The 20,034-nt window shown below is 35.9% G+C and carries 18 protein-coding genes and 1 other annotated feature (1 of these 19 running past the window's edge); of the genes, 4 read left to right on the forward strand and 14 right to left on the reverse strand.

Features of this window, described 5'->3' with window-relative positions; translation table 11 throughout:
* Positions 1 to 7 (reverse strand) — a binding site (T-box leader) (it extends 268 nt beyond the left edge of the window).
* 290 nt (positions 8 to 297) lie between these two features.
* Together AC4BB5_RS13855 and AC4BB5_RS13860 are read right to left on the reverse strand one after the other, a co-directional pair.
* Positions 298 to 1,098 carry a MerR family transcriptional regulator gene (locus AC4BB5_RS13855; RefSeq protein WP_490456697.1) on the reverse strand — a complete coding sequence of 267 codons (801 nt, stop codon included), beginning with the start codon at positions 1,096 to 1,098 and terminating at the stop codon, positions 298 to 300.
* A gap of 208 nt (positions 1,099 to 1,306) precedes the next feature.
* Positions 1,307 to 1,774, reverse strand: a complete 468-nt coding sequence (locus tag AC4BB5_RS13860; protein WP_490456698.1) for a hypothetical protein — start codon at positions 1,772 to 1,774, stop codon at positions 1,307 to 1,309.
* A gap of 153 nt (positions 1,775 to 1,927) precedes the next feature.
* On the opposite strand from AC4BB5_RS13860, the gene AC4BB5_RS13865 reads away from it, so the two are divergent.
* Positions 1,928 to 2,761, forward strand: coding sequence for a dihydrodipicolinate synthase family protein (locus tag AC4BB5_RS13865; RefSeq protein WP_490456699.1), 834 nt, complete (start codon positions 1,928 to 1,930; stop codon positions 2,759 to 2,761).
* A 254-nt stretch (positions 2,762 to 3,015) separates the two neighbouring features.
* Here the strand turns inward: AC4BB5_RS13865 and AC4BB5_RS13870 are convergent, their stop codons facing one another.
* From AC4BB5_RS13870 to glpK, 4 genes are all read right to left on the reverse strand, one after another.
* Complete coding sequence (locus AC4BB5_RS13870) at positions 3,016 to 3,378, reverse strand: MmcQ/YjbR family DNA-binding protein (RefSeq protein ID WP_490456700.1); 363 nt, start codon at positions 3,376 to 3,378, stop codon at positions 3,016 to 3,018.
* A 100-nt stretch (positions 3,379 to 3,478) separates the two neighbouring features.
* Positions 3,479 to 3,856: a VOC family protein gene (locus AC4BB5_RS13875; RefSeq protein ID WP_490456701.1), complete on the reverse strand. Its 378-nt coding sequence runs from the start codon at positions 3,854 to 3,856 to the stop codon at positions 3,479 to 3,481.
* 41 nt (positions 3,857 to 3,897) lie between these two features.
* Positions 3,898 to 4,677 carry a DUF6597 domain-containing transcriptional factor gene (locus tag AC4BB5_RS13880; protein WP_490456702.1) on the reverse strand — a complete coding sequence of 260 codons (780 nt, stop codon included), beginning with the start codon at positions 4,675 to 4,677 and terminating at the stop codon, positions 3,898 to 3,900.
* Between the two features lie 35 nt (positions 4,678 to 4,712).
* Positions 4,713 to 6,218, reverse strand: a complete 1,506-nt coding sequence (gene glpK / locus AC4BB5_RS13885; RefSeq protein ID WP_490456703.1) for a glycerol kinase GlpK — start codon at positions 6,216 to 6,218, stop codon at positions 4,713 to 4,715.
* Positions 6,219 to 6,595: 377 nt separating this feature from the next.
* On the opposite strand from glpK, the gene efaR reads away from it, so the two are divergent.
* The 3 genes from efaR to AC4BB5_RS13900 all read left to right on the forward strand — a co-directional run bounded on the left by efaR (position 6,596) and on the right by AC4BB5_RS13900 (position 11,035).
* Positions 6,596 to 7,243 carry a transcriptional regulator EfaR gene (gene efaR, locus AC4BB5_RS13890; protein ID WP_490456704.1) on the forward strand — a complete coding sequence of 216 codons (648 nt, stop codon included), beginning with the start codon at positions 6,596 to 6,598 and terminating at the stop codon, positions 7,241 to 7,243.
* 73 nt (positions 7,244 to 7,316) lie between these two features.
* The gene (gene zwf, locus AC4BB5_RS13895; RefSeq protein WP_490456705.1) at positions 7,317 to 8,834 is read left to right on the forward strand and encodes a glucose-6-phosphate dehydrogenase; all 1,518 of its coding nucleotides are present in this window, start codon (positions 7,317 to 7,319) and stop codon (positions 8,832 to 8,834) included.
* 17 nt (positions 8,835 to 8,851) lie between these two features.
* A complete protein-coding gene (locus AC4BB5_RS13900; protein ID WP_490456706.1) occupies positions 8,852 to 11,035 on the forward strand; it encodes a GH25 family lysozyme in 2,184 nt (727 codons plus the stop codon).
* A 110-nt stretch (positions 11,036 to 11,145) separates the two neighbouring features.
* Here the strand turns inward: AC4BB5_RS13900 and ileS are convergent, their stop codons facing one another.
* From ileS to ftsA, 8 genes are all read right to left on the reverse strand, one after another.
* A complete protein-coding gene (ileS, locus tag AC4BB5_RS13905; protein ID WP_490456707.1) occupies positions 11,146 to 13,935 on the reverse strand; it encodes an isoleucine--tRNA ligase in 2,790 nt (929 codons plus the stop codon).
* 349 nt (positions 13,936 to 14,284) lie between these two features.
* The gene (locus AC4BB5_RS13910; protein WP_490456708.1) at positions 14,285 to 14,989 is read right to left on the reverse strand and encodes a DivIVA domain-containing protein; all 705 of its coding nucleotides are present in this window, start codon (positions 14,987 to 14,989) and stop codon (positions 14,285 to 14,287) included.
* 19 nt (positions 14,990 to 15,008) lie between these two features.
* A complete protein-coding gene (locus AC4BB5_RS13915; protein ID WP_490456709.1) occupies positions 15,009 to 15,791 on the reverse strand; it encodes a YlmH family RNA-binding protein in 783 nt (260 codons plus the stop codon).
* Positions 15,792 to 15,817: 26 nt separating this feature from the next.
* Positions 15,818 to 16,087 (reverse strand): YggT family protein, encoded by a 270-nt coding sequence (locus AC4BB5_RS13920; RefSeq protein ID WP_490456710.1) that lies wholly within the window; start codon positions 16,085 to 16,087, stop codon positions 15,818 to 15,820.
* Positions 16,088 to 16,097: 10 nt separating this feature from the next.
* Entirely contained in the window at positions 16,098 to 16,706 is a 609-nt protein-coding gene (locus tag AC4BB5_RS13925; protein ID WP_490456711.1) for a cell division protein SepF, read from the reverse strand.
* Positions 16,707 to 16,719: 13 nt separating this feature from the next.
* Positions 16,720 to 17,397: a YggS family pyridoxal phosphate-dependent enzyme gene (locus tag AC4BB5_RS13930; RefSeq protein ID WP_490459075.1), complete on the reverse strand. Its 678-nt coding sequence runs from the start codon at positions 17,395 to 17,397 to the stop codon at positions 16,720 to 16,722.
* Positions 17,398 to 17,412: 15 nt separating this feature from the next.
* Positions 17,413 to 18,663, reverse strand: a complete 1,251-nt coding sequence (ftsZ, locus tag AC4BB5_RS13935; protein ID WP_086314004.1) for a cell division protein FtsZ — start codon at positions 18,661 to 18,663, stop codon at positions 17,413 to 17,415.
* A gap of 26 nt (positions 18,664 to 18,689) precedes the next feature.
* Complete coding sequence (gene ftsA / locus AC4BB5_RS13940) at positions 18,690 to 20,012, reverse strand: cell division protein FtsA (RefSeq protein WP_490456712.1); 1,323 nt, start codon at positions 20,010 to 20,012, stop codon at positions 18,690 to 18,692.
* Between the last annotated feature and the right edge of the window lie 22 nt (positions 20,013 to 20,034).

Raw genomic sequence — 20,034 nt, forward strand, 5'->3', positions numbered from 1 at the left:
TTCTTTCATTTTATTCTCATTTATTTCTAAACAATTTATCACGAAATACAAATATAGTCAATAGCTTTTACTAAAAATTTTACATTACCAGTTCTCCATTGGAATCATCTGTGATTGATTTTAGCTAATTGATTGGTACGCAAAACTCGCAATAACTTGCAGCAACCAAGCTTCCAGTATATCTTTCCAAACTTTTTTAAACCTTTTTTAAGTTGAACGTTTAAAACCAAACACAACAACCCAACAGAAAATCATCTGTCAGATTGTTGTGTATTATTACTGCTGATATATTTTTACTCAAAGAGCTACTGGAAAATAGATTTCAACCACATTTTTATCAGGATCCGTAGTATGGGGATCTGTTTGATAAATTTCAAATGGTGCCCCATTCATTTTATAGCCTTGTTCTTCGATCCATTTCACTATTTTACTATAGACTGCGGACATCTCTGTGTAGGCTCCAACATGGGTTGACGTTGCGCATAAACTTGCAGGTAACATCCTCGTTTGTTCATTTTTTTCAGCGATCGGTATCGCTAATTCCATATCGCTGCTTTCCGGGTCAAAATCTAGACTATGATAAATCGTCAATGGTGGTCCTGTTGGAGTAAATTTTTCTGCGGCAAGACGGCCAAATAGTTCCCCTATATATTTTCCATATTCTTTTACGTTCATTTGTTTCCTAAGATATAAAATATTCATCTCTGGTACTTCAGTTAGTTTGACTTCAATTGAATTTAAATAAGACATCAGTTTTTTTCCCCTTTCTAATACCGTTAGATCATCAACTATCCGATCCAACAACAGAGAGTAATTCTGCATCTTTTGGTTGATTTCTTTTTTCTTCTTAATGATGGATTTTTGCAGCAACTCTTGATCTTGGTCACTTTCAATGACCTGTCTGATTTCGTCTAATGAAAACATGTATTCTTTCAATCGCTTGATCAAAAGAATCGTCTCAAGCTGATTGACATCATAATAACGGTACCCACTTTTTGCATCTGTATAATTTGGGTTCAATAAATTGATTTCATCATAATAACGAAGTGTTTTAGGTGAAACTTGTGATACCTTTGAAAAATCACCAATTGATAACATAATTACCTCCTAATTTAAAAGTATAGCGGGCTCTTTCAGCTCTGCCTAAACATAATAAAAATCGACTGAGGTGCTTATTACCTCATTCTGTTTTTATTTTTTTACGAAGACCTAGCCTTTGCAGCCGGATAAATAGTTTCTTGTCTCGAGACATTCTTATCATATAGGTTCCAGTTAGGGGAGAGTCAACACTATTTTCAAACTTTTTTTATTTTCTTTTTTCTAATGTTACAACAGCATAATTGATCAACTCGAGCACCCTTGAAATAAGTAACGCTTTTGAAAATGGTTTTGCTGTTTCAAAAACACTGAATGCTTCTTTAAATCGTTTGTCGATTGCTTTATAATGTGGAGAAGCAACCTGGAAATGACCGTTTTTTTCAAAAATTGTATGATATTCAACCTCAAAATCCAGTATACTAGATAATTTCACTAATTCTTCAGCTGAAATCATGATTGTACTATGAGTCAATTCCGTATCCACCTCTTCAACTGAATAACTTTGCTTAGCGTCTATGAAATATAAATCGCCATAAACAATCGGATAGCTTATTTCACCGATCTTCATAAGACCATTTTCTACAAAGAGCTGGATGATTTTGACTTTATCTTGGTGCTTCTCTACTGAAACCACAGATGAACTTACCATATATTCACACAAGACGTTATCCGTCATAAAAACACGCTTCTTTCTTGGTTTATTTATTGTCTAATTAATAGCATATAGTTTTTATATAGGCAATTGTAATAGAAAAAATTGGAGAATAGAATTGTAAAAGTAGCTTTTTTTTTGGTAAGCTAGTATTAAATAAAAAAAAGAAGGTGCATTATGAACTATAACTTAGTAAATGATTATCACGTTGCAGTACCTACCGCTTTTTACCATGACGAAACCCTAAACATAAATGATACGATCGAACATATCCTCTATTTGCAAAATATAGGAATCGGTTCCGTTTTAGTTTGCGGCTCAACTGGAGAACAACATAGTTTGTCTTTACAAGAAAAAATTTCAATTTTGAATGCGATAGAAAAAGAAACAAGAATAAATAATAACTTGGAAATCCTCTTTGGAGTATCGAGTATTCGCCAAAAAGAAGCTGTACTTTTAGCCAAAGCGATTAACTCTTTAAACAAAGTTTCAGGCGTTTTGTTAGGATTTCCTCCTTATGTTCTACCAAGTCAAAAAGAAGCCCTCATTTATGTAAAGCAAATTTCTCAAGTCCTTCAAAAACCAATTATTATCTATAATAATCCTAAACGAACTGGGTTTGATATAGCGATGGATACGCTTATTGCTATTTTCCAAGAAGCTAATATTATTGGTATCAAAGAAGCTGGGGATAGCACTCGCATTCGTGATTTAAAAGCTGCAATTAGTAAAAACATCTACATCTATGCGGGCGGAGAGATTGGTATCAAAGAAAAAATTGACCTAGGATTCAATAGGTTATCTTCTATAACTGGAAATTTATATCCATTAGAAATAAAAGAATGGTTCCACGCATTATTAAATGGCTCTAATCAAAATTTTGCTCGACAAAACGAATTGGATAAACTATTTGAAGATAGTCCGCTCGTCTATTTAAAAAAGGAAATATCAAAAAAAGAAAACATATCAATGGGTATTACGAGAGCACCTTTAGGGAATCTATCCATTTAGTGAACTTGGTTAACTCTAGGTTCAAAGTTTAAATCCATCTATTATAATAGATTTTTTGTATTTGATCACATCAGGAGAAATAAATTTTCCAGCTATTTTCTCTATGTATTTAGGAGTAATTCCTTAGTTACTAGGTATTTATAACTAACAACTAGAAAAGAGGAAATGTTGTTTTGACCATTCCCCAAGGGTAAAATAAAAAAACGCCAAAGTGAAACAGAATCAAACACTCTTTGGCGTTTTTATTCAGTTACTTATTGGTATTTTCCTTGCACTTTCTTAGGTAATTTACCAAGAACTAACTCATAGGATTTTCTTAAAAAAACTGCTAACTGTTCCTTTGTAAAGGACGATTGTTCCAACAAAAAAGAATTCCAATGCGTTTTATTTGCATAATAGCCTGGAACAACATCTGAGTATTGTTCACGCAACAATTCATTTGCTTCTGGATCCCCTTTAACGGTCATTACCCAATTGCCTTCTTTATTCGTCCCAAGCATACAAAAACATTTCTTCTCGATCCCAAAATAATCACAGTCCCAATCTTCCCGATAGGCAACCGTTGCACCAGGCCATGCTTTTGCTGACTCTTTTAAATACGCAATCGTCTCCTTCATCAATTTATTCCTCCTAAGTTTTAACATTAAAATCGGCAACTACAGTCGAGTTGAGGAGTATCTCCCCTCATACAGATTTTTGTTTTTTTTCGAACCCTTTCTAATCATTATTGCTAAAAAAACTCAACAGATTTCCATCTGGATCTTTGATGATCGCATAATATTGACCCCAAAAGGCCTGCCAAGGTTCACGAAAAAGCTCATAGCCAAACCCTTTCATTTTCTCACATAACTGATCGATTTCTGTCGGAGAATCGCAAAGAAAAGCTAGTTCGATTTTATCCCCTTCACTTTTAGGCGGATAACCATAAATTCCTTCAATCATTTTTTTCGTATTTAGTGAAATTCTCATCCCTTCATTATTAAGTTCTACGTAATCAGCATCATTCTCCCCGGCCGCTTCAAATCCTAAGCGTTCGTAAAATAAAATTGCTTGGTCCATTGACTCGACAATGATTCCTACCATATCTAATTTCATCTGAATAGCCTCCATTTCTTTTACTAATTATAATATGCTACTTAAATCTTGTCTTGTAAAATACCGACATGGCGGCAAATCTCTTGTGGTGTTAAACCAGTCATTTTTTTCATTTTCCGACTATAATGAGCTTGATCAAAAAAATCATATTTTTCAACTAAATCTAAATGATTGATCTGAGAGTATGTCATTAACTCTTGATAAATTTTTTGAAAACGTAAAACATCAAATGCTTCATAAGGAGACAATCCTGTTTCCTCTCTAAACAAACGTTGTAAACTTCGTTCGGAAATCCCCATTTTAATCGGGCGACAGTGGTTATCAATAAATTCATGAACGGGGGGTGAAAGAAGCTTAAATTCTAAACGATTCAATTGATTTATAAAGTACAGATCCAAACTTTTAACAAGTTCATCGAACGATTTTTTTCCTGATAACTTCTCCTTCATGTCATTTGCCATGTTTTTTTCAACTATATCTAATTCCACTAATTGGTTTTTTAATCCTTTGCATGAGCTGTTAAGAAAAGGATACATACCTCCTAAAAAATATCGAATTCCAAAATAAACAGTAGGTTGTTCGACACGAGAATAAAAGAATCCTGTATTTGGACCACAAATTTTAATTGATAAGAGATCAAGCTCTGGACTTAGTTGCACAATTAAATCGGAACATAAATCTGGAATGATCCGAGTGGGTCCACTTAATTTATCAGAATAACTAAGCCAATAGGTTTGAATATATGCGCGTAAACGAACATCAGGGGTTATTTCTTGATACTCGCTATTCAGTTCTTGCCAAACTTTAGGTTTATAGTTCATCCCAATCTTTCCCACCTTTACTCAATTAGCCAACTCTATTCTTTCTTTTTATACGCCATCGTTGCATATACAGCTCGCTGCCACCCTTCATACAACTCAGTACGTTTTTCTTCTGTAATTTTTGCAACAAATCGTTTACTATTATTAGCCAATTTTTTTATTGTGCCTAAATCGGCCCAAAACCCTACTGCCAAACCAGCCATATAAGCCACACCTAAAGCTGTTGTTTCAGAAAAATCAGCTGCTTCAACGGGACGATCAATTATGTCGGCTTGAAATTGCATCAATAAATCATTTTTTGACGCACCACCATCTGCTCTTAACAACTTAATTTCAATAGTAGATTCGTTCTCCATTGTTTTGATCACATCTGCACTCTGATAAGCAATCGATTCTAGTGTTGCACGAATCAAATGCTCCTTTGTTGTCCCTCTTGTAAGACCAAAGATGGCACCGCGTGCTTCTTGATCCCAATAAGGGGCGCCTAAACCAGTGAAGGCCGGAACAACATAAACGCCATCAGAATCTACAACTTGGTTAGCCAAGGTTTCAGATTCACCTGCCAATTCAATAATTTTTAGTCCGTCACGTAACCATTGAACTGCTGAGCCTGCTACAAAGATACTACCTTCTAATGCATAAGTAATCCTTCCATCAACGGCATATCCGATGGTCGTCAACAACCCTTTTTCAGAGATAATCGCACTTTCACCTGTATTCATCACAATGAATGCACCTGTGCCATAAGTGTTTTTGACCATTCCTTTTTCAAAGGCTGCTTGTCCAAACAAAGCTGCTTGCTGGTCACCCGCCATTGCAGCAATAGGAATATTTTCTCCATAAAAATGATAGTCTTCTGTATATCCATATATTTCTGCATTTGAACAAACTTCGGGCAACATCATTCTAGGCACTTCTAAGATATCTAAAATTTCTTGATCCCACTCTAATGTATGAATATTAAATAACATCGTTCTACTAGCGTTTGTATAGTCTGTTTTGTGAACTTTGCCCCCCGTAAGCTTCCACAATAACCATGTATCGATCGTTCCGAATAACAATTGTCCTGATTCAGCCTTCTTTTCTGCTCCTGTGACATTTTCTAAAAGCCATTTAACTTTGGTTGCTGAAAAATAAGAATCAATGATCAACCCTGTTCGTTTTTGAAAAAATGATTGATAGCCTTGCTCTTTCAGTTCATTCGCAATTTCGTTGGTTTGTTTCGATTGCCAGACAATCGCTCGATGAATTGGCTCACCAGTTACTTTATCCCAAACAATTGTTGTTTCTCGTTGATTTGTAATACCGATAGCCTTTATTTGAGCTGGTTTTAATTTAGATTCGATCAACACATCCGCTATGACGGATTGAACCGAATTCCAGATTTCATTCGCATCATGCTCAACCCAACCTGGAGCTGGAAAATATTGTGTTATCTCTTTTTGTGCTTTGGCCACTGCTTTTCCCTCTTGATCAAAAATAATCGCACGAGAACTCGTTGTTCCTTGATCAATCGATAAAATATATTTTTTTGGTTCCATCGTAGTCTCTCCTTAAAAATGATATCTCTATTATAAAACAAAGAAAAGTAGAAAACTGGTAAATCTTCCCATTTTTTATAAAAAGCTGACTGAAGTATGTACCAGGAGCATCAGATATTGGCAAGAAGTAAGTTCTATCTCCGCATTCTAATCATATTCTAATATACTATCAAATAGTAAACGGTTTTCGTGAAAAAAATTACTTCATCACAGAAGAAAAATCGCTAGAAAACGTTATCATTCCTATGTTTACTCACTACTTTTATGATAAAAGATTAAAACCTTCTTTTTTTTTTAGATTAACATATTATTAAATGGTCAAAAAATCAATTTTCTGATAAACTTATCGTGATGGCTTTTTTGAAAGGATGAAATATATGACCCCAAATCGCGAAGACTACCTAAAACTGATTTTTGAATTAGGTGGCGATGAAAATAAAATCAACAACAAGCAAATTGTCTCTGGTTTGGATGTCTCAGCGGCATCTGTCAGTGAGATGATTTCAAAACTAGTGAAAGAAAAATTAGTGGAACATTCACCTTATCAGGGGGTTCAACTAACAGATTTAGGACTCAAAAAAGCAAGTACTCTTATTCGAAAACATCGATTATGGGAAGTGTTTTTAGTTGAACATTTAAACTATTCATGGAATGAAGTTCACGATGAAGCAGAAGTGCTGGAACACGTCACCTCACAAACACTAGCAAATCGTTTGTCTGCTTACTTGAATCAACCAAAATTTTGTCCTCATGGCGGTGTCATCCCGGGAGATGATCAGCCTGTCCACGAAGAAAAGCGTCAAACGTTAGTAGATTATCCTATTGGCACTAGGATCCGTATCGCTCGAGTGTTAGATGAGAAAGAATTACTTGATTATCTAGTAGCGATCGACTTGCAGATCCACGAAGAATACACAATCGATAAAATCGCTGCTTATGAAGGCCCAATCAGTATTAGTAACAATAAAAAAGAACTAGCGATCAGCTACAAAGCGGCAAGTACGATTTTTGTTGATCGACTATAAATAAACAAGATTTATAAATGGCAGGAACAGAAACATTTTCTGTCCAGCCTATATTAGAAAGCGGGGAAATGAAATGAATGAAAAAATAGCTTTGTTTACTATATTTGGCGGCACTGGCGATTTGGCAAAAAGAAAGCTTTACCCTTCTTTATTCCGTTTATATCGTAAAGGAATTTTGGCTAAACACTTTGCTGTCATTGGCACGGCAAGAAGAGATTGGTCTGATGAACACTACCGTGAGATTGTACGTGAAACAATCAAGGATCTTAATCCAACAGTTGAAGAGGCGAAAACCTTTTCAAGTCACTTTTACTATCAATCCCATAATGTTAATGATTCCGAGCATTACGATACCTTAAAAAAATTATCTGATACATTAAATGATAAATATCAATTAGGTGGCAATCATATCTACTATTTAGCAATGGCTCCACAATTTTTTGGTACTATCGTCCAACACTTAAAATCTCAAGAAATACTAACTGATAATGGTTTTGATCGTTTAGTCATTGAAAAACCTTTTGGCTCTGATTACACTTCTGCTTACCAACTGAATGAAGAAATTCGTGCAGTTTTTCCTGAAAAAGATATTTTTAGAATCGATCACTACTTAGGAAAAGAAATGATCCAAAATATTTCTGCGATTCGCTTTGCTAATAACATTTTTGAATCACAATGGAACAATCGCTATATCGATAACGTCCAAATCACCTTTGCAGAAAGCCTTGGCGTTGAAGATCGTGGCGGTTATTATGAACACAGCGGTGCTTTAAAAGACATGGTTCAAAACCACATCTTACAAGTCGTAGCATTATTAGCGATGGAACCTCCCGTTGCTTTTTCAGAAGCTGAAATTCGTGCAGAAAAAGTCAAAGCTTTACAAGCAATTCGTCTATATTCAGAAGAAGAAGCTTTGGAAAACTTCGTTCGTGGTCAATACGGTTCTGGAAAACTGGATGGTCAAGAATTTATTAGCTACCGAGATGAGCCAAATGTTGATGAACACTCTCAAACAGAAACTTTTGTTGCTGGCAAGTTTTTAATTGATAACTTCCGTTGGTCAGGCGTTCCTTTTTATATCCGTACAGGAAAACGTCTAACTGAAAAAGGAACACGTATCAATATTGTCTTCAAACAAGTCCCTGTCAATGTCTTCAAAGATGATATTGATAAATGCGGTGAAAAAACTGATTTACCGCCAAATGTGTTAACGATTTATATTCAACCAACTGAAGGTTTCTCAATGACACTAAATGGAAAAGAAATCGGTCAAGGTTTTACGACTACACCTGTAAAATTAGATTATCGTCATAGTGCAGAAACAACAGGAAATAGTCCTGAAGCCTATGAGAAATTATTATTGGATAGTTTGAATGGTGATGGTACAAACTTCTCTCACTGGGACGAAGTTGCTCAATCTTGGCGTATTGTCGATATTATTCGTCAAGCTTGGGATAAGACATCTGTGGACTTTCCTAATTATGCCGCAGGATCAATGGGACCTGAAGCTGCAGTTGATTTACTAGAGCAAGATAGTTTCACTTGGGATTGGCAACCAGATGTTTGGTACCGAGAACGTGGAAAACTTTAAGATTCTTGGAGGAAAAAATGAAAAAAATAAAACTTAATGGGGTACTTTTAAGTGTTTTAATAGCTCTGTCACTGGGAATGAACGTACACTCATACGCTGAGGAAGTTTCCACATCAGACAGTTCAGTTGAATCAACTACGAGTGATGTGATTGAGACAACTAATACCACAGTAGAATCAGAGACTCCAGTACATTCAGTCACCTCTGATTCTAGTGAAATTAGTTATTCTGAAACTGATTCGAGTGAAACAATTGAACCTAGAGAACAATTATATTTTGATGACTATTATCTTCCATCCAATCGCTCAGATTTGAATCCTCTAGCTCGAAGTAATAATCTTCTCCGTAGCTCAATGGATATCGTTCATGCAGGTGAAGCCAATAGACCCAAATCTCATTTTATTGATATATCGTCTCATAATAGTTCAATTTCAGTTGCGAATTTTAAAAAAATGAAAACATATGGCATTAACGGAGTTGTTGTTAAACTCACGGAAGGCGATTATTATATTAATCCATATGCTCAAGAGCAAATCAATAATGCTACGGCTGCGGGCCTTAAGGTTTCTGCTTATCACTATGCTCATTATACGACAAGTAGTAGTTCTACCAAAGAAGCCACATATTTTGTTTCACTAGCTAATCGATTCAAGTTACCAAAATCTACAGTTATGGTGATTGACATCGAAGAAGGAAAAATGTTGAATACCAATTTAACACCTAATACTACAACGTTCGTTAACACGTTAAAGTCCAAAGGCTTCTCTAACACTATGTATTATATGAATAGATCTTATGCCACAAGCGGCTATTTTTCTGTAAGTAAATTTGGTGCTAAAAATATGTGGGTTGCGCAATATCCTTATACACCAACTGCGAATATGAAATGGAATAACGAATTCTCAGCTTGGCAATGGTCTTCTCAATACTATATTCCTGGTATAGCACATCCATTTGATATTTCTATGGATTACACTGGTTATCTTGAAAATGGTGCACAAGGAAAATGGCTCAGCGCCAATCAATACGTAACAATTACTAAAAAGAATTATTCAGTCTGGTCAAACTTTAATTTCAATTCAACAACGAACTCTACAACAAGTCTCTATAATCAGACATTTAAAGTAAGTGGTAAGTATCAACATATGAATGGCGCTACCTACTATTCACTCTATGATAATAACGGCAAATGGAAAGGATACCTAAATGCCTCTGCAACAACAAAGGCCTCTGGTCCTCAAGGAATATGGCAAAATGAAAACAAGTATGTCACTCTCACTAAAAAAGGGCAAACTCTTTGGGGTGATATTAACAAATTCTCTAGTAAAAAGGGCAATTCAACAAATCTTTTTCAACAAACGTTTCAAGTCAAAGGGAAATATCGTCATGTTTCTGGTGCCACTTACTTCTCACTCTACGATAATAAAGGGACATGGCGAGGCTATTTAAATGCTGCGGGAGCTACCAGTGCAACCGGACCACAAGGTGCTTGGCTAAACGAAAACAAATATGTCACTTTGACTAAGAAGGGACAAACTCTTTGGGGTGATATCAACAAATTCTCTAGTAAAAAAGGCAATTCAACGAATCTTTTTCAACAAACTTTCCAAGTCAAAGGGAAATATCAGCATCTTTCAGGTGCAGTTTACTATTCACTTTATGATGGAAAAGGCAACTGGAAAGGCTATTTGAATGCTGCTGGTGCTAGTTTAGCAAGTGGCCCTCAAGGCTCTTGGTTAAAAGAAAACAAGTATGTCACTTTGACTAAAAAAGGGCAAACTCTTTGGGGCGATATCAATAAATTTTCTAGTAAAAAAGGCAATTCAACAACTCTTTTTCAACAAACACTTCAAGTCAAAGGGAAATATCATCATGTTTCTGGCCCCACTTACTTTTCACTCTATGATAGTAAAGGTACATGGAAAGGCTATCTAAATGCTAACGGTGGGACTCCGGCTTCGGGAGCACAAGGGGCTTGGCTAAAATATGATAAAAATGTAACTATTGAACGAAAAGGATATACGCTTTGGGCAGATCTTGATAAATTTTCTAGAAAAAAAGGTAATACAACTAGCCATTATAAAAAAAATTATCATGCTCAAGGAAAATATAATCACTTTTCTGGGGCTATCTACTATTCAATTTATGACAACAAAGGCTCTTGGATTGGTTATCTAAATTCTGATGCAACAAAAAAATAGCTGATTATCTTTTCGTTAGCTGAATGTTTGAAAGTATTGTTGAACGGTCAGCAAAAAAAGAGTATTAAACAGAGAATGTTTAATACTCTTTTTTACTTACTTAACTGTTCTTATTCTTCAAATCCTTCAGCTACAGCTTCTGGATAATTTTCTTCAACAATTGTAGCACAACGTCCGCATAAATGTGGTAGTTTTTCATCTTCTCCAACATCTGTACGTACCGCACGACAACGATCACAAGTTTCGCCGTCTGCCTTTTCTACAAGAATTGACATATCATCGAATTTTTCTACATTTTCAGGAGTTTCAGCAGTTCTAGATGCTACCTCAAAATCAGAAACAATCAACAATTGGGCGATATCTGCATCCACAGCTGTTAACAACTCATGAATTTGCTCATTCGGGTAAACTGTCACTTTTGCTTCTAAAGATTTACCAATCAATTTAGAATTACGTGCTTCTTCTAAAGCTTTTAAAACATTATCTCTAAAGCTCATAAATGCTGCCCAAGTGTCTAATAACTCTTGTTGATTTGTGAACTCTTCATACCCTGGGAATTCAGCTAACTGAACATAGTCTTCCTCTTCTTTTAAGAAGCTCCAGATTTCCTCAGAAGTATGTGGAATGATTGGTGTCAATAGTTTTGTTAGTGCAACAGCTGTTTGATAAAATACTGTTTGCATGCAACGACGTTGATAATTATCTTCAGCTTCGATATACACTACATCTTTAGCAAAATCTAAATAGAATGAAGATAGGTCAACTGTTAAGAAGTTCATCACAGAACGATAAATTTGCATGAAATTGTATTTTTCATAGCCTTTTTCACGAATTTCTTTGATTACTTGATTTAGTCGAATAACCATATATTTATCCACAGAACGTAAATCTTCATATGCAACAGTATGTTCTTTAGGTTCAAAATCATTCGTATTTGCCAACAAGAAACGCATTGTATTACGAATTTTTCGATATACTTCGGAAACTTGGTTTAAGATATCCATTGATACACGTACATCTGCTTCATAATCCACACTACTTACCCACAGACGCAAAATATCTGCACCCATTTGCTTGATTACTTTATCCGGTAAAATTGTGTTGCCTAATGATTTGCTCATTTTACGACCTTCGCCATCCAATGTGAACCCTTGAGATAAAACAGCTTTGTAAGGAGTTACACCGTTAATAGCCACACTTGTCGTAATACTTGAATTAAACCAACCACGATACTGATCTGAACCTTCTAGATACATATCAGCTGGAAAAGTTAGTTCTGGACGCTGACGTAATACCGCCTCATGAGATGAACCCGAATCGAACCAAACGTCCATAATATCCGTTTCTTTCGTAAATTCACCATTTGGAGAACCTGGATGTGTAAATCCTTCTGGTAATAAGTCCTTCGCTTCACGTTTGAACCAAACGTTTGAGCCATGTTCAGCAAATAAATTTGCTACATGTTCGATTGTTTCTGGTGTAATGATTGCTTCACCATTTTCTGCATAAAAAATTGGTAATGGAACTCCCCAAGCACGTTGACGGGAAATTACCCAGTCGCCACGGTCACGAATCATATTATAAAGACGTGTTTTTCCCCAAGGTAGAATCCAATCGACTTTTTCTACTTCATCTAAAATGTTTTCGCGGAACTTATCAATTGATGCAAACCATTGAGGTGTTGCACGATAGATGACAGGTTTTTTCGTACGCCAATCATGTGGGTAACTGTGTGTAAAGAAATCTAATTTCAATAATGCATCTTTTTCATCCAATAATGCTGTGATCATTGGATTCGCTTTATCATAGAAAATCCCTTCAAAACCAGGTGCTTCATCCGTAAATACACCACGATTATCCAAAGGCGAGAGTACATCTAGATTATATTTTTTACCAACGATATAGTCATCTTCACCATGTCCAGGTGCGGTGTGTACTAACCCAGTACCAGCATCCAATGTTACATGATCCCCTAACATAACTAATGATGTACGATCATAAAAAGGATGTTGGGCTGTTATATATTCCATGTCTTTACCAGAAATTGTTTCAAGAACTTCAACATCGTCCCAACCAATTGCTTCTTTAACCGTTTCTAAAAGATCTTTAGCAACAACATATTTTTTACCATAGGCATTAACTACGACGTATTGATAATCAGAATTCACAGAAATTCCTAAGTTTGCAGGAAGTGTCCAAGGTGTCGTTGTCCAGATTACAAGTGATGTGTCTGTGTCTAAAATACCTTTACCATCAACGACTTTAAATGCTACGTAGATAGATGGTGATTTAACATCTTTATATTCGATTTCTGCTTCTGCCAGTGAAGACTCACTAGAAGGAGACCAGTAAATAGGTTTCAATCCTTTATAGATATAGCCTTTTTCAGCCATTTTCCCAAATACGCGGATTTCAGCTGCTTCATAAGAAGGATCTAATGTAATGTAAGGATGTTCCCAATCACCAGCAACACCTAAACGTTTGAAATCAGCGCGTTGAGTATCTACTTGTGAGCGTGCATACTCTTCGCATTTTTCTCGGTATTCAGCTAATGTCATTTCTTTTCTTTTGATGCCTTTATTAGTCAGAACTTGCTCGATTGGTAACCCATGTGTATCCCAACCAGGGACATACGGCGAACGAAATCCAGACATAGATTTTGAACGGATGATGATGTCTTTACTGATTTTATTTAATGAATGCCCCAAATGAATATTTCCATTGGCATATGGTGGTCCATCGTGAAGGACAAATGTTGGCTTGCCTTCATTTAATTCTTGACGTTTTTCGTAGATTTTTTGTTCTTCCCAATCTTTTTGCCATTCTACCTCACGATTTGGCAAATTCCCTCGCATTGGAAAAGCTGTTTTTCCCAATTGTAAAGTTTCTTTCATTTTCACTTTTAGTTCCTCGCTTTCTTTTGTAGGTCTTTATTAATAAGTCTAATTTCATATAAAATAAGCTCTTATTTTATTTTTTTTAGCAGGCATATTAGTGATTCACAGCAAAATAAAAAGTACTTTCATCCCAAGGGACGAAAGTACTCGTGTTACCACCCAAATTTAAAATAATCGATACATTCAATTATTTCCTCTGTTGATTGTTAACGAAATCACTCGTCAAATTCTACTTAATTCAAATTTGAGTAAAATAGAGGATCTTTTCAATACCAGGGTCTGTCAAACTTTCACTATCATTGACTCGCTAAAAGAATGGTTATTGTCTTTTCTGTTCTATTTATTTACGAAATTATTTAGGATCTTTGTTTAATAAGTCAAGCATTGCTTTTGGATCCATCGCCGCCTGCTCAAGAGTTGGTTCTTCTACTGCCGCAACTGGCTCTTCTGCGACATCATCACTTTTATCAAGTTCTTCTGCTAATACTTCTTTGATCACTGTATGTGAATCACTTACGTAACTTGAGAATGGTTTTAATAATTCATTCCATTCTTCGCTCTTCACTTGTTCTAATTGTGCTTCTAACATTAAGCTCAAACGTTGGTGGAAGACACGTGTTTTCTTCTTCAAATCATCTGTTTCAGCAGCTAATTGACGTGCGCGATCAGTTGCATCTGTTAGAATTTCTTTAGCTTTTTCTTCTGCAGATGTAACAAGATTACTTGAGCGTTTTTCAGCTGATGAAATCATTTCATTTGCTGTATTTTCAGCAGATGTAACAATCACTTCGGATTCTTTATTTGCACTAGTTTTTACTTTATCTGCAGTATCTTGAGCTACAATAATAGATTGATTCAACGCATCTTTCAATTCATTGAAATATTGTAGTTTTTCTTCCGCATGCTTTAATGATTTCTCAAGTTCACGTGTTTTTTGAAGAGAATCTTCATAATCTTTCGTTACTTGATCTAAGAAATCATCGACATCGTCTTGGTTATACCCTCTCATTTTTGTAGAGAAGTTCTTATTTTGAATATCTAATGGAGTTAATGCCATATTCCTTCACCTCTTTGGATTATTTTCGTAGAACTCCCAGTAACAAACGAAACTTGTCCTTTTTCGTCTTCCCCTCTAACTCTTGAATTTGGATTCGGCCAAAACCTCTAATAGATACAATATCTAATAAATCTACTAAAAAATCTGGTCTTGTATTTTCCGTCCAATTCACTTTGACTTTTCCAGATTCAATCAATTGTTTTGATCTCTGTCTAGATATATTATATACGCTAGAGATTAAATTATCCAGACGTAAAGAACTTATTGTTGTCCTTTCATGCATCCAGTCATCTTTTGGACGAATCATCTCTGTATATTTTCTTTTTTCTAATCTTACTGATATTTTCCCAATTTTGTCTACTTGCGTTTCAACAAAATTAGCTATTTCTTTTGCGACAAATACTTGCCACCTATCGCTGTCAGAGATAATATCGCCAAAATATTCTCGCTTTATTCCTGTGTTGACTAGGGTACCCAACACCTTGCCATGTGATAATGTAGAAAATTTTACAGGATAAACGATTTCAAGTAATTCAACTTCAAAATCCGCTTCTTTTGGTAGATAGTAATCCGGATAAATCAGGCAACGTTTTCGTTCAGCTTGTTCATACCCACCGTAAAACTGAAATTCAAGCTCACTATTTTGGCGGATCAATGTTTCTAAAATATAAGCCTGTCTAGGATCTAAAAAATCTGATAAGTAAGGAGCATACTGACTTTCAACTTGTTCTAGCCAATCACCCACAGAATCAATAAAAGGATGCTCATCTTTTCGAAAATGTTGATACACATTTGCGTTCATAGATAAACCATCCTTTCTTTTATTAATTACAAGATTGATTGTAAAATCCGACCCAAACCACTCGCAGCTAAGTTCAACACAATGATTGCAATCATTACATTAAAACCAATCATGCCTATGTTCAAGTTTAATCGGTCAAATAAGCTTAAATAAGGTTCAGAAATCCTTGAAATCAAACGACCAAACATAGAGTCATATGCTCCTGGAAACCAAGATAATAAAGCATATATGATTAAAACGCCTGAATAGATTCGAACACCTGTATATAATAGAAATATAAATAGAGCGATACTCATTACCTCCTAACTAAAAATCAAACATTTGTTTCTTAGCTAACGATTGTGCAGTAGCACTATCGATTTCTATGTTTGATGGTGTGCAAAGAAAAATTTCATCGCCTACACGTTGAATGTCTCCATCTAATGCATAAACAGTTCCTGTAAGAAAGTCCACAATTCTTCTTGCTTGATTTTCTTCCACTAAATGAAAATTAATCAACACAGCATCACTTGCAATAATATGTTTTGCAATATTCATTGCTTCAGAATAAACACGTGGCTCTATTATAGTAATTTTACCTGGTTTATTTGAATTATGTGTATCTTGCGAACGTTTAGAATTTGAGTTATTAGAACTACGCATGGAGACAACCTTTTGTTCATTAAATGCTGTTTCCTGACGGCTTTCTTTCTTATCTTGATGCGTTTCTGTTGAACGATAACGAGCAGATGGCTTTTCGGTTAAAGGCTCAGTTGCAGTCGGTCTTGGTGGTACCTGTGCTTGTGTTTGTCGAACCGTCTGTCTTGGCTGTTGATTAACTACCTTTTGCTCTTCGTATTCATCATAATTATCATATTCATCTTCACCAGATAATCCAAAAAAGCTCGATAACGCATTTTTACTAAAAATTGACATAGATTCCCCTCCTTTACGCACCTCTGAAAATTGCTGTTCCGATTCGTACAAAAGTTGCACCTTCTTCAATAGCAATTGGGAAATCATTACTCATTCCCATGCTAAGCTCTGTACATGGTGCATATGACAGATGCTGATTATTTATTGCTGTTTGTAGTTTTTTTAACTGAGAAAACACCTCATGAAGTACTTGCTCAGAAGCATCCAACGGAGCCATAGTCATTAATCCTACAACTTTTATTCTATCAAAATCCGCTAATTGCTGAATAAAATCAATTACTTCATCTGATTTGAACCCGTGTTTACTTTCCTCACCAGTGATATTCACTTCAACAAAACAGGAAATTTGCTTCTCTGCTCGTTTCTGGATTTCCTCTGCTAATTTCAAACTATCCAAAGCGTGAAAATAATCTATCTCATTTATTATTGATTTTACCTTTCTACGCTGTAAATTACCAATCAAATGCCACTTAATAGATGAAAAATTTTTCAGTGCCACTTTTTTATCAAGTAATTTATCGACTCGGTTCTCAGCCATATTCTCAATACCAAGTTCAGCAAGCTTCTTGGCAGTGTCTTTTTCCACTGATTTAGTCACGGCAATCATCGTTACATCAGTGTCTGATCGCTCTGCTTTTTGGCACGCTAGCTGAATATCTTGATTTATTTTTTCTAAGTTATCAACTAGCATGATCAAAAATCGCTCCTATCTTTTTCTGCGGAAAAATGGTGGTGTGTTTAACTCATCGTCATTGTTTTGTGATGGTTCTTCACGATGAAATGTTTCAAAGTCTTTTTTCTCAACATTCTCAAATGTTGTATCCTCGACTTTAGGTCGTACGTTTTGCTCACGACGGATATCCCAGTCACCAAAAGCACTTGTTTCTTCTTGAGGTTGCGGTTGTGATGGTTTTGATTGTTCCATATCCAATACTGGTGCTTGTTGAACAGTTTGGATTTGAGTAGGTCTATTTTGACGCTGAGGTTTACGATCTTTTTTAGAAGGATCGATTCCTGTCGCAATAACAGTGACACGGATTTCATCGCCTAAATCTTCATTGATTGATGTACCTAAAATAATATTTACATCACCTGTTGCAGCACTTGTTACGATATCAGAAGCATCTTGTGCTTCAAATAATGTCATATCTAAGCCACCAGTGATATTTAATAAGACTTGTTCTGCGCCATCAATAGATGTTTCTAATAACGGAGAAGAAATAGCTTTTTTAGTTGCTTCGATTACACGGTCTTCCCCACTAGCAACACCGATTCCCATTAATGCAGTTCCTTGATTTTCCATAACTGTCTTCACATCAGCGAAGTCCAAGTTAACATATCCTGGAGCTGTAATCAAATCTGAAATACCTTGTACTCCTTGACGTAATACATTGTCTGCTTCACGGAATGCTTCAAGCATCGGTGTCTTTTTATCAACAACCTCTAATAAACGGTTGTTTGAAATAATCAATAATGTGTCGACATTTTCTTTTAAAAGAGCAATGCCTTCTGCTGCAAAACGTCCTCGTTTTGGTCCTTCAAAGCTGAATGGTCTTGTAACCACTCCAACGGTTAAAGCGCCTAACTCTTTGGCAATTTTTGCAACTACAGGAGCAGCACCAGTTCCTGTTCCGCCCCCCATACCAGCAGTTATAAAGATCATATCTGCTCCTTGTAAGGCGTCTGAAATTACTTGTTCACTTTCTTCTGCAGCTTTTTGGCCAACTTCTGGTTGAGAACCCGCCCCTAAACCACGAGTATATTTAGGTCCAAGTTGGATTACTGTCTCAGCTTTTGAGTTTTTAAGAGCTTGTACATCTGTATTTGCAGCAATGAATTCAACGCCTTTGACGTTTTCATCGATCATGCGGTTAACAGCATTGCCACCGCCACCGCCTACACCGATAACTTTGATGACAGCGCCATTGTTAATGTTATTATCTAAAGAAAATTCCATAGTATCGTTTCCTCCTGTTTTAATTGTTAGTCAAAAATGTTCGAGAAGAAGTCTTTGATCTTGCCAGTAACTTTTTCGCCAGATTCGTGTATTTCAGAATCGTCGTAATTATCTTGTGCTGTTTCCGCATAATTATCGTATTGTACTTCTTGCTGAATTGCAATTGGCTGTGATGATTTGATCTTTTCACCTGGAATTGCACCTTTAGCAATATGGTAAATGTCATTTAGCTGCGCAGAATATTCTACGATGCTAATCACATTTGTAAATACTGGGTTACGTAGCCCCATATGATTAGGCACGTATAATTTTACACTTGCATCAAAGATTTCTTGTGCTAAATCAACAACACCTGGAAGGCTTGCTCCGCCGCCAGTCAAGATCACTCCACCTGGAAGCTCTAAAGCATCAATTTCGTCCAATACTTCTTTAGATTTTTTAAAGATTTGTTCTACTCTAGCTTCGATTACTTCTGATAGATAACGTTCATCAACTTTCACAGGTTCAGACTTACCAATCACATCAACAGGAAACTCTTCACTGACTGATGTTCTTTCTGGATAAGCATCACCATAGTTGATTTTCAACGCTTCAGCGTTATTAAAGGATGTATTTAATACAATCGAAACATCTTTAGTGACAAACTCGCCACCTTCTTGATTCACATGAGTAAACTTCAATTGTTTATCATGCATCACTGAGGTTGTTGTTTGTCCGCCACCCATATCGATAACGATCGTACCAAAATCTTTTTCACCATCTGAAAGAACTGTTTCAGTTAGCGCCAATGGCATAATAACTAACTCATTTACTGTTAATCCAGCTTTTTCAACACATTTTCTGGTATTGTGAATAATTGTTTTGGGTCCAGTGAAAACTACTCCAAACATTTCTAAACGAACGCCAATCATTCCTCTAGGATCTTTTATTCCTTCGAACCCATCTACTGTGAATTCTTGGGGTAAGATTGCTACGATTTGACGTTCAGGAGGAGTTGAACGAACCAGTGCTGCCGATGCTACGTTTCGTACATCTTCATCAGTGATTTCTTTTGACTCACTACTTACAGCGATCATTCCTTGGCAACTTTCAACTTCAAGTAAGTTTGCTGGTAACCCCACATTCACACTTTTAATTTGAATTCCCGCTTTTTCTTCTGCTTGTCTTACTGCTCTTTGAATCGCATTTACTGTTTTATCGATATCGACAATGATCCCTCGATTTAATCCATCAGATTTTGCGTTTCCTACGCCGATGATATTCATTTGACCTTCGATAAACTCAGCTACTACAACTTTTACTGATGTTGTACCGATATCAAGGCCTACATACATTCCTGTCTTTGCCATGAATGGGGTTCCTCCTCCTATT

Source organism: Enterococcus sp. AMC1252 (assembly GCF_058216515.1).